This is a genomic window from Streptomyces bobili, assembly GCF_002154575.1.
Taxonomy (GTDB): Bacteria; Actinomycetota; Actinomycetes; order Streptomycetales; family Streptomycetaceae; genus Streptomyces; species Streptomyces bobili.
Window position 1 is genome coordinate 1 of record NZ_MUBA01000263.1, and the last position, 9,690, is coordinate 9,690.

Here is a 9,690-nt window from a genome sequence, read left to right on the forward strand (position 1 = left end):
CGCCCGCCGTCACCGCGACCGTGATCGTCACTCCTTCGGTGGCGAGTCCGCACCGTGCGTCGACGAACGGTCCGCGAGTTGTCCTGGTGCTGTCACACTCCCCGGCGGGCTCTGGCGGCGGCCCCCGAGCGGGCGCATGGTCGGTTCAACGGGGTCCACCGCCCGGTGACCCCACCGACGTGGAGGTGCGCCATGTGTACCCACCGGACTCCGAGCCCCACGGCCGACCCCGCACACGTCGTCGCCGCCCACCCCGAGCAGGGCTGGACCCTCCTGTGTGACGGCACGATCGTCTTCGACGACTCCGGCGAGCTGCTGCCCGACGGCCGCGTCGTCGCCCCGCACCGCGTCCCGGCCGAACGGCGCCCCGTGGCCGTCGCCGTCGCGGCCTGATCAGTCGGATCGGTCCCCCAGGACGGCGAACCCGTCCAGCTCGACGAGGGCCTCCTCGTCCCACAGCCGTACGATCCCGACGACGGCCATCGCCGGGTAGTCCCGGCCCGCCGACTCCCGCCATATGCGGCCCAGTTCGGGGGCGGACGCCCGATAGGCGGCGACGTCCGTGACGTAGACGGTGACGCGTGCCAGGTCCGCGGGGGTGCCGCCGGCCGCCGCGAGGGCGGTCAGCAGGTTGGCCAGGGCGCGGGCGAACTGGTCGGGCAGCGAGTCGCCGACCACCTTGCCGTCGGCGTCCAGCGCGGTCTGGCCGGCCAGGAACACCAGGCGTGAGCCGGTCGCGACGACCGCGTGTGAGAAGCCGGCCGGCGGGGACAGGCCGGGCGGGTTGACGCGTTCGGCGGTCACCGGACGCCCTCCGGCCCCGTCCGGTCCTCCGCCGCGTACAACTCCCTCGCGATGATGCCGCGCTGCACCTCGCTCGCCCCCTCGTAGATCCGTGGCGCCCGCACCTCGCGGTACAGATGTTCCAGCAGGTGGCCGCGGCGCAGGGCGCGGGCGCCGTGGAGCTGGACGGCGGTGTCGACGACGTACTGCGCGGTCTCGGTGGCGAGGAGTTTCGCCATGGCGGCGCGGCGTGGCACGTCCGGGGCGCCGGTGTCGTACGCCGTGGCGGCGGCGTAGACCATCAGGCGGGCCGCCTCGGTGCGCAGGGACATCTCGGCGACCTGGTGGGCGACCGTCTGGAGGTCTCTCAGTTTGCCGCCGAAGGCGTCGCGTCGCGCGGTGTGGGTGAGGGTGGCGTCGAGGGCGGCCTGTGCCATGCCGACGGCGAAGGCGCCGACGCTGGGCCGGAAGAGGTTGAGGGTGGCCATGGCCACGCGGAAACCGCGGTCGGGTTCGCCGAGTACGTCGGCCGTCGTGACGGGCACGGCGTCGAAGGCGAGGGTGCCGATCGGGTGCGGGGAGAGCATGTCCAGGGCGGTGCCGGTGAGGCCGGGGCGGTCGGCCGGGACCAGGAACGCGGTGACGCCGCGGGCGCCGGCTCCGGGTGTCGTACGGGCGAAGACGGTGGCGAAGTCGGCTTCGGGGGCGTTGGAGATCCAGCACTTCTCGCCGGTCAGGCGCCAGCCGCCGGGGCCGTCGGGTTCGGCGGCGAGGGAGAGGGCGGCGGCGTCCGAGCCCGCCCCCGGCTCGCTGAGCGCGAACGCGGCCACGGCGCTGCCGTCGGTGACGCGGGGCAGCCAGCGCTCGCGCTGCTCGCGGGTGCCGTGCGCGTGGACGGGGTGGGCGCCGAGGCCTTGGAGGGCGAGGGCGGTCTCGGCCTCGGTGCAGGCGTGGGCGAGGGACTCGCGCATCAGACAGAGGTCGAGCGCGCCGGAGGCGAAGAGGCGCGGCAGCAGGCCCAGCCGGCCGAGTTCGGCGAGGAGCGGGCGGTTGATCCGGCCGGGTTCGCCCTTCTCGGCGAGCGGGCGCAGCCGGTCGGCGGCCAGGGTGCGCAGTTCGGCACACCAGGCGCTCTGTTCCGGTTCGAGCGAGAATGCGGGCATCGCCGCCCCTCTCCACCGATGGCCTCTTCTCTGGCGCTCCCACGGTATCGCGAACCGTTGACTGTCGTCACCAACGCGATACGCTCGGTGCGCGAGCCCACCACCACGGCGCTCCCAGGGCGCCCACCCAGGCAAGGGGGCGACCCGCCATGCACGCCTCGGCCCATCTCGACACCTTCGCGCGCGACCACCTTCCGCCGCCCGGCCAGTGGCCCCGGCTGCGGTTCGGCCTGCCGGAGCTGCGCTACCCCGAACGGCTGAACGCCGCCGCCGAACTGCTCGACGGCGGCGCCCCCGACCGGCCGGTGTTCCGCACCCCCACGGGCCCGCCCTGGATATACGGGGAGCTGCGCGCCCGCGTCGACCGGCTCGCGCACGTCCTCACCGGCGAGCTGGGCGTCGTACCGGGCAACCGGGTGCTGCTGCGCGGGCCGACCACGCCGTGGCTGGCGGCCTGCTGGCTCGCGGTGCTCAAGGCGGGCGCCATCGCGGTCACCGTGCTGGCCCAGCAGCGCTCGCACGAGCTGCGCACGATGTGCGAGATCGCCCGGGTGCGGCACGCCCTGTGCGACATCCGGTCCGTGGACGACCTCGCCAAGGCGGAGATACCGGGGCTGCGGATCGCGGTGTACGGCGGTGACGCCCCCGACGACCTGCTGAACCGGCCGGCGCCCGGCGCCCCGTTCACCGCCGTGGACACCGCCGCCGACGACGTGGCGCTGATCGCCTTCACCTCGGGCACCACCGGCCGGCCCAAGGGGTGTCTGCACTTCCACCGGGACGTGCTGGCGATCGCCGACACCTTCTCCCGGCACGTGCTCGCACCGCGCGCCGAGGACGTGTTCGCGGGCAGTCCCCCGCTCGGTTTCACCTTCGGTCTCGGCGGGCTGCTGGTCTTCCCCATGCGGGTCGGCGCGAGCGCGCTGTTGCTCGAACAGGCGGGCCCCCAGCAGCTGTTGCCGGCGATCGCCGAGCACCGGGTGTCCGTGCTGTTCACCGCGCCCACCGCCTACCGGGCGATGCTGGGCGCCCTCGACGGGCACGACGTGTCGTCGCTGCGCCGCTGTGTCTCCGCCGGGGAGAACCTGCCCGCGGCCACCTGGCGGGCCTGGCACGAGCGGACCGGGCTGCGTCTGATCAACGGGATCGGGGCCACCGAGCTGCTGCACATCTTCATCTCCGCGGCCGACGAGCGGATCCGGCCGGGCACCACGGGCGTCCCCGTGCCGGGCTGGCAGGCGCGCGTGCAGGACGAGAACGGCGAACCCGTCCCCGACGGCCGGCCCGGACTGCTCGCCGTGCGCGGCCCGGTGGGCTGCCGCTACCTCGCCGACCCACGCCAGGGCGAGTACGTGCGCGACGGGTGGAACGTCACCGGCGACACCTACGTCCGCGAGGACGACGGCTACTTCCGCTACGTGGCCCGCGCCGACGACATGATCGTGTCGGCCGGGTACAACATCGCGGGCCCCGAGGTGGAGGAGGCGCTGCTGCGGCATCCCGACGTCGTCGAGACGGCGGTCGTCGGACGGGCGGACGAGGCGCGCGGGCAGGTGGTGGTGGCGTTCGCCGTCCTGCGGGCCGGGGCGCGTCCGGACGCCGAGGCGCTGCGGGAGTTCGTCAAGGCCGAGCTGGCGCCGTACAAGTGTCCGCGCGAGATCGTCTTCCTGGACGCGCTGCCGCGGACCGCGACCGGCAAACTCCAGCGCTTCCGGTTGCGCACCACGAGTGATACCGATGGTGACCAGCAGTGATGCCGACGACCTAAGATGATCAACGTGTCCGACCAGCCCGCACCTAGGTCCCTCATCGTCACGCTCTACGGCGCGTACGGCCGCTTCGCGCCTGGCCCGGTGCCCGTCGCCGAACTGATCCGGCTGCTCGCCGCGGTCGGCGTCGACGCGCCCTCCGTGCGCTCCTCGGTGTCCCGGCTGAAGCGACGCGGCCTGCTGCTGCCCGCCCGCACCGCGCACGGCGCCGCCGGCTACGAACTGTCCGCGGAGGCCCGGCAGTTGCTGGAGGACGGCGACCGGCGCATCTACGCCACCACGCCACCGGCGGACGAGGGCTGGGTGCTGGCGGTGTTCTCGGTGCCGGAGTCGGAGCGGCAGAAGCGGCACGTACTGCGCTCCCGGCTGGCCGGCCTCGGCTTCGGGACGGCCGCGCCCGGCGTGTGGATCGCGCCCGCCCGGCTGCACGAGGAGACCCGGCACACCCTGGAACGGCTGCGCCTGGACGCCTACGTCGACCTCTTCCGCGGCGAGCACCTCGGCTTCGCGCCGACCGCCCGCGCCGTCGCGCGCTGGTGGGACCTGGCGGCCATCGCCAAGGAGCACGAGGCGTTCCTCGACCGCCACGAGCGCGTGCTGCGCGCCTGGGAACGGCGCGCGGACACCCCGCCGCAGGAGGCGTACCGCGACTATCTCCTCGCCCTGGACGCCTGGCGGCACCTGCCGTACACCGACCCCGGGCTGCCCGCGGGGCTGCTCCCCGAGGACTGGCCGGGGGTGCGCTCCGCGGCCGTGTTCCAGGGGCTGCACGAACGGCTGAGGGACACGGGCGCCGAGTTCGCGGGCCTCCTCCCCGACGCCTGAGCCCGGCCTCAACTCCCCAGTGTCAGGCGCGGCTTGGGGGCGTCGGTGCGGCCGGTCCTCGGCGGCCTGCTGCCCGCCCGGTAGGGCGCGGGCCAGAGCGCGCCGGGTCCGTCGTAGCCCTGCTCGGCGGCGGCGTGCAGCGTCCAGTGCGGGTCGTACAGGTGCGGGCGGGCCAGCGCGCACAGGTCGGCGCGGCCGGCCAGGAGCAGCGAGTTGACGTCGTCCCAGGAGGAGATCGCGCCGACGGCGATCACCGGGATCCGTGCCTCGTGCCGTATCCGGTCCGCGAACGGCGTCTGGTAGGACCGCCCGTACTCCGGGGCCTCCTCGGCGACGACCTGCCCGGTGGAGACGTCGATCGCGTCGGCGCCGTGCGCGGCGAAGGCGCGGGCGATCTCGACGGCGTCCTCGGCCGTGGTCCCGCCGTCGGCCCAGTCGGTCGCGGAGATCCGCACGGTCATGGGCCGTTCCTCCGGCCACACGGCGCGTACGGCGTCGAAGACCTCCAGCGGGAACCGCAGCCGCCGCGCCGGCGAGCCGCCGTAGGCGTCGGTGCGCCGGTTGGTCAGCGGGGAGAGGAACCCGGAGAGCAGATAGCCGTGCGCGCAGTGCAGTTCGAGAAGGTCGAACCCGGCCCGCGCGGCCCGCCCGGCGGCGGCGACGAACTGCTCGCGCAGATCGGTGAGTTGTGCCCGGCTCAGCTCCCTGGGCGTCTGACTCCCCGGCTTGTACGGCAGGGGGGAGGCGGCCACGACTGGCCAGTTGCCGTCCGGGAGGGGTTCGTCCATTCCCTCCCACATCAGCCGGGTCGAGCCCTTGCGCCCCGAGTGGCCGAGCTGCACGCCGATCGCGGTGCCCGGCGCCCGCTCGTGCACGAAGTCGGTGATCCGCCGCCAGGCCTCGCCCTGCCGGCCGGTGTAGAGGCCGGCGCAGCCGGGCGTGATGCGCCCCTCGGGGGACACGCACACCATCTCGGTCATCACCAGTGCGGCCCCGCCGAGGGCGCGGGCGCCGAGGTGGACGAGGTGGAGGTCGCCGGGGATGCCGTCGGCCGCCGAGTACAGGTCCATCGGGGAGACGACGACCCGGTTGCGCAGGGTCAGTCCGCGCAGCCGGAACGGCGTGAACATCGGGGGCGTTCCGGGTGGGCAGCCGAACTCCCGCTCCACTGCGGCCGTGAAGTCCGGGTCGCGCAGCCGCAGGTTGTCGTGGGTGACGCGGCGGCTGCGGGTGAGGAGGTTGAAGGCGAACCGGCGCGGCGGCTGGTCGACGTACAGGGCGAGGTTCTCGAACCACTCCAGGCTGGCGCGGGCGGCACGCTGGGTGGAGGCGACGACCGGCTTGCGTTCCGCCTCGTAGGCGGTCAACGCCGAGCGTAGATCGGGGTGTTCCTCCAGGCAGGCGGTCAGCGCCAGGGCGTCCTCGACGGCAAGCTTGGTGCCGGAGCCGATGGAGAAGTGGGCGGTGTGGGCGGCGTCGCCCAGCAGCACCACATTGCCGTGCGACCAGCGCTCGTTGACCACGGTACGGAACGCCGTCCACGCCGAGTTGTTCGACCTGAGCGGCCGTCCGCCGAGCGCGTCCGCGAAGATCTTGGCGCAGCGCTCGACCGACTCCTGCGGCGTGGCCTCGTCGAAACCGGCGGCGTGCCACACCTCCTCGCGCATCTCGACGATGACGGTGGAGGCGCCGGATCGATCCTGTGGCCCGGAGGGCCTCGTTGAGGGGTGGTGGTCGGGAGACGGGTGGGCGAAGGGGTAACCGTGCAACTGCATGACGCCATGCTCGGTCTCGGCGATCTCGAAGCGGAAGGCGTCGAAGGCGAAGTCGGCGGCGAGCCAGATGTAGCGGCAGCGATGGGTGGTGACTTGGGGGCGGAAGGTGTCCGCGTAGGCCTCGCGGGTGGTGCTGTGCACGCCGTCGGCGGCGACGACCAGGTCGTGGGTCTCGGCGAGGCGCTGCACCGGGGGTGCCTCGGTGTGCGGACGCAGGTCCACGCCGAGGGCGTGGCAGCGGGTGTGCAGGATCTCCAGGAGGCGTTTCCTGCCCAGGGCGGCGAAGCCGTGGCCTCCGGAGGTCCGGCGGGTGTTTCTGTGGACGATCTCTATGTCGTCCCAGCGGGTGAAGTCCCGCTGGAGGGCCTCGTGGACGGCGGGGTCGGCGTGCTCGATGCCGCCGAGGGTCTCGTCGGAGAGGACGACTCCGAAGCCGAAGGTGCGGTCGGGCGCGGTGCGTTCCCACAGGGTGACCTCGCGGTCGGGGTCGCGGCGTTTGAGGAGGGCCGCGGCGTAGAGGCCGCCCGGGCCTCCGCCGATGATCGCGATGCGTCCGCCCGGGGTGGCCATCCTCAGCGTCCCTTCCACTTCGGGGGACGCTTCTCCAGGAAGGACCGGTGGAACTCCGCGTAGTCCTCGCCGTTCATCAGGAGGGCCTGGGTCGCCGCGTCCAGTTCCACCGCCGCCGCGAGGGGCATGTCGAGTTCCGCCGTCAGGAGGGCCTTGGTCTGGGCGTGGGCCAGGGCCGGGCCGTCGGCGAGGCGGCGGGCGAGACGGTGGGCGGCCTCGTCGGCGTGGGCCTCTTCGGTCAGCTCGCTGATCAGGCCGATCCGCTCCGCCTCGGGTGCGCGCACCGGTTCGCCGAGCATGAGCAGGCGGGTGGCGTGGCCGAGGCCGACGACGCGGGGCAGGAGGTAGGCGGCGCCCATGTCGCCGCCGGAGAGGCCGACGCGGGTGAAGAGGAACGCGAAGCGGGCGCTGGGGTCGGCGACGCGGAAGTCCGCGGCCAGGGCCAGCACGGCTCCCGCCCCGGCGGCCACCCCGTGCACGGCCGCGATCACGGGGAACGGGCACTCCCGTACGGCGCGGACGACCTGGCCGGTCATCCGGTTGAAGTCGAGGAGCTGGGCGGTGTCCAGGGCGAGGGTGGCGCCGATGATCTCCTCGACGTCTCCGCCGGAGCAGAAGCCGCGTCCCTCGCCGGCCAGCACCAGGGCGCGCACGGAGCGTTCCCGTGACAGTTCGGCGAGCAGGTCGCGCAGGTCGGCGTAGGCGCCGAAGGTGAGCGCGTTGAGCTTCTCGGGGCGGGCGAGGGTGACGGTGGCGACGCCGTCGGCTCGGGTGACGCGCAGGTGGCGCCAGTCGGAGGTGCGGGCGGCGGAGCCGGTGAAGGGACTCATGAGGGCGGCCTCCTCGACGAGCGGTCACCCTCGAAGTTATCACCTGTATGTGACTGTCGTCAGGAGTGCGCGATAGACGGGGCGGGTATGCGACGGCCGTGTCACCGCGTGACCTGTCCGCGTCACACGCGTCACCGGTCGTCGATAACGCGGTAACAACGGGATCAGCGGTGGGCGCGGGACCGTTGTGCCGGGTAAGCCGATCCGTGACGGGGCGGACGGTCCCGTACGGCGACCGGTCTGGGCCTCCGGCGGAGGTCGCCGTACCATTCCTCACGTTGAAAGCAGGACCGCCTGATGTCGTACACAGGAACCTGCGCCATGAACGGACTCGCCTTGCACGAACGCCCCTCCGCAGCCGCCTCCTGGCGCATCGCGCTGCCGCACTCCGCCGCGGCCGTGCCGGTGGCCCGCGCCCTGGTCCGTACGGCGCTGGCGGAGCTGGAGCACGGGGCGGACAGCGACACGGCGGAACTGCTGACCGCCGAGCTGGTGGCGAACGCCGTGGAGCACACCACCGGGGACGATCCGATAGAGCTGGTGGTGCAGCTGCTGCCGACCGGCTGCCAGGTCGAGGTACACGACCCCGATCCGGTGCCGCCCGGCGACCTGACCCGCCCGGCCGCGGGCCGCGAGCCCGACCCGTGGCAGGAGCACGGGCGGGGGCTGCTGCTGATCCGGGCGCTCAGCTCGTCCTGCGGTCACCGGCCCACGGAGAACGGCAAGGCGGTGTGGTTCCGGCTGGCCGCGGTGCCACCACAGGGGCGCCCGCGACCGGCGTAGAGCCGGGAATGTGACGACACGCCCTACCGGGCCAGCGTCGCGACCAGGACGGCCTTGATGGTGTGCAGCCGGTTCTCGGCCTCGTCGAAGACGACGGAGTACGCGGACTCGAAGACCTCGTCGGTGACCTCCAGCGAGTCCAGGCCGTGCCGGTCGTGGATCTCGCGGCCGACCTTGGTGCCGAGGTCGTGGAAGGCCGGCAGGCAGTGCAGGAACCGGACGTCCGGGTTGCCGGTGGCGCGCAGGACGTCCATGGTCACGGCGTACGGCGACAGGGCCTCGATCCGCTCGTCCCAGATCTCCTTGGGCTCCCCCATGGAGACCCACACATCGGTGGCGACGAAGTCGGCGCCCGCCACGCCCTCGGCCAGTGACTCGGTGAGGGTGACGCGCGCCCCGCTGGTCTCGGCCAGCTCGCGCGCCCGGTCGACGATCTCCTGGGCGGGCCAGTAGGACTTGGGGGCGACGATCCGCACGTCCATGCCGAGCAGGGCGCCGGTGACCAGGTAGGAGTTGCCCATGTTGAAGCGGGCGTCACCGAGGTAGGCGAAGGCGACCTCGGGCAGCGGCTTGGCGGTGTGCTCGGTCATGGTGAGCACGTCGGCGAGCATCTGGGTGGGGTGCCAGTCGTCGGTGAGGCCGTTGTAGACGGGCACACCGGCGTACGCGGCCAGTTCCTCGACCTTGTCCTGGCTGTCGCCGCGGTACTGGATGCCGTCGAACATCCGGCCCAGCACGCGCGCGGTGTCCTTCACGGACTCCTTGTGGCCGATCTGCGAGCCGCTCGGGTCGAGGTAGGTCGTCGAGGCACCCTGGTCGGCGGCGGCGACCTCGAACGCGCAGCGGGTGCGCGTGGAGGTCTTCTCGAAGATCAGCGCGATGTTCCTGCCGGTGAGGTACCGCGTCTCGGCCCCGGCCTTCTTCGCGGCCTTCAGCTCGGCGGCCAGCTCGATGAGACCGCGGAACTCCTCCTGGGTGAGATCCAGCTCCTTGAGGAGGTGGCGGCCGGCGAGGGCGGTCGGGACTGTCGCCATGGGGCGCTCCAGAGGTGCGGTAACAGGTGCCTCGAACAGGTACGAGGGCAGGTCAACGGCAGGGACCCTGGAAGTCTATACGACTGCAAGTATTTGTATACATACCTGCCCCACTCCTCCGTCCCGCCTCTCCGCCCCCTCGGCCCGGCGGCTACACC

General features: G+C 73.2%; 9 protein-coding genes. 4 read left to right on the top strand and 5 right to left on the bottom strand.

Annotated elements, in window-relative coordinates; genetic code table 11:
* Window positions 1–192: 192 nt before the first annotated feature.
* Entirely contained in the window at window positions 193–393 is a 201-nt protein-coding gene (locus BZL64_RS21540; RefSeq protein ID WP_086770839.1) for a DUF5999 family protein, read from the top strand.
* On the opposite strand, the gene BZL64_RS21545 is transcribed toward BZL64_RS21540, so the two are convergent.
* Window positions 394–804 (bottom strand): RidA family protein, encoded by a 411-nt coding sequence (locus tag BZL64_RS21545; protein WP_086770840.1) that lies wholly within the window; start codon window positions 802–804, stop codon window positions 394–396.
* Window positions 801–1,946, bottom strand: a complete 1,146-nt coding sequence (locus tag BZL64_RS21550; RefSeq protein WP_086770841.1) for an acyl-CoA dehydrogenase family protein — start codon at window positions 1,944–1,946, stop codon at window positions 801–803. The genes BZL64_RS21545 and BZL64_RS21550 overlap by 4 nt, the downstream gene beginning before the upstream one ends.
* A gap of 149 nt (window positions 1,947–2,095) precedes the next feature.
* Between BZL64_RS21550 and BZL64_RS21555 the strand changes: the two genes are divergently transcribed.
* Both BZL64_RS21555 and BZL64_RS21560 read left to right on the top strand, forming a co-directional pair.
* Complete coding sequence (locus tag BZL64_RS21555) at window positions 2,096–3,700, top strand: AMP-binding protein (protein WP_086770842.1); 1,605 nt, start codon at window positions 2,096–2,098, stop codon at window positions 3,698–3,700.
* A 15-nt stretch (window positions 3,701–3,715) separates the two neighbouring features.
* On the top strand, window positions 3,716–4,540 hold the full coding sequence (locus tag BZL64_RS21560; protein WP_086770843.1) for a PaaX family transcriptional regulator: 825 nt from the start codon (window positions 3,716–3,718) through the stop codon (window positions 4,538–4,540).
* Window positions 4,541–4,548: 8 nt separating this feature from the next.
* Here the strand turns inward: BZL64_RS21560 and BZL64_RS21565 are convergent, their stop codons facing one another.
* Window positions 4,549–6,885 (bottom strand): bifunctional salicylyl-CoA 5-hydroxylase/oxidoreductase, encoded by a 2,337-nt coding sequence (locus tag BZL64_RS21565; protein WP_086770844.1) that lies wholly within the window; start codon window positions 6,883–6,885, stop codon window positions 4,549–4,551.
* Between the two features lie 2 nt (window positions 6,886–6,887).
* Window positions 6,888–7,715, bottom strand: a complete 828-nt coding sequence (locus BZL64_RS21570) for an enoyl-CoA hydratase family protein (RefSeq protein ID WP_086770845.1) — start codon at window positions 7,713–7,715, stop codon at window positions 6,888–6,890.
* A gap of 321 nt (window positions 7,716–8,036) precedes the next feature.
* On the opposite strand from BZL64_RS21570, the gene BZL64_RS21575 reads away from it, so the two are divergent.
* Window positions 8,037–8,498 carry an ATP-binding protein gene (locus BZL64_RS21575; RefSeq protein ID WP_086770846.1) on the top strand — a complete coding sequence of 154 codons (462 nt, stop codon included), beginning with the start codon at window positions 8,037–8,039 and terminating at the stop codon, window positions 8,496–8,498.
* Window positions 8,499–8,521: 23 nt separating this feature from the next.
* Here the strand turns inward: BZL64_RS21575 and argF are convergent, their stop codons facing one another.
* Window positions 8,522–9,532 (bottom strand): ornithine carbamoyltransferase, encoded by a 1,011-nt coding sequence (gene argF, locus BZL64_RS21580; RefSeq protein ID WP_086770847.1) that lies wholly within the window; start codon window positions 9,530–9,532, stop codon window positions 8,522–8,524.
* Window positions 9,533–9,690: the final 158 nt, after the last annotated feature.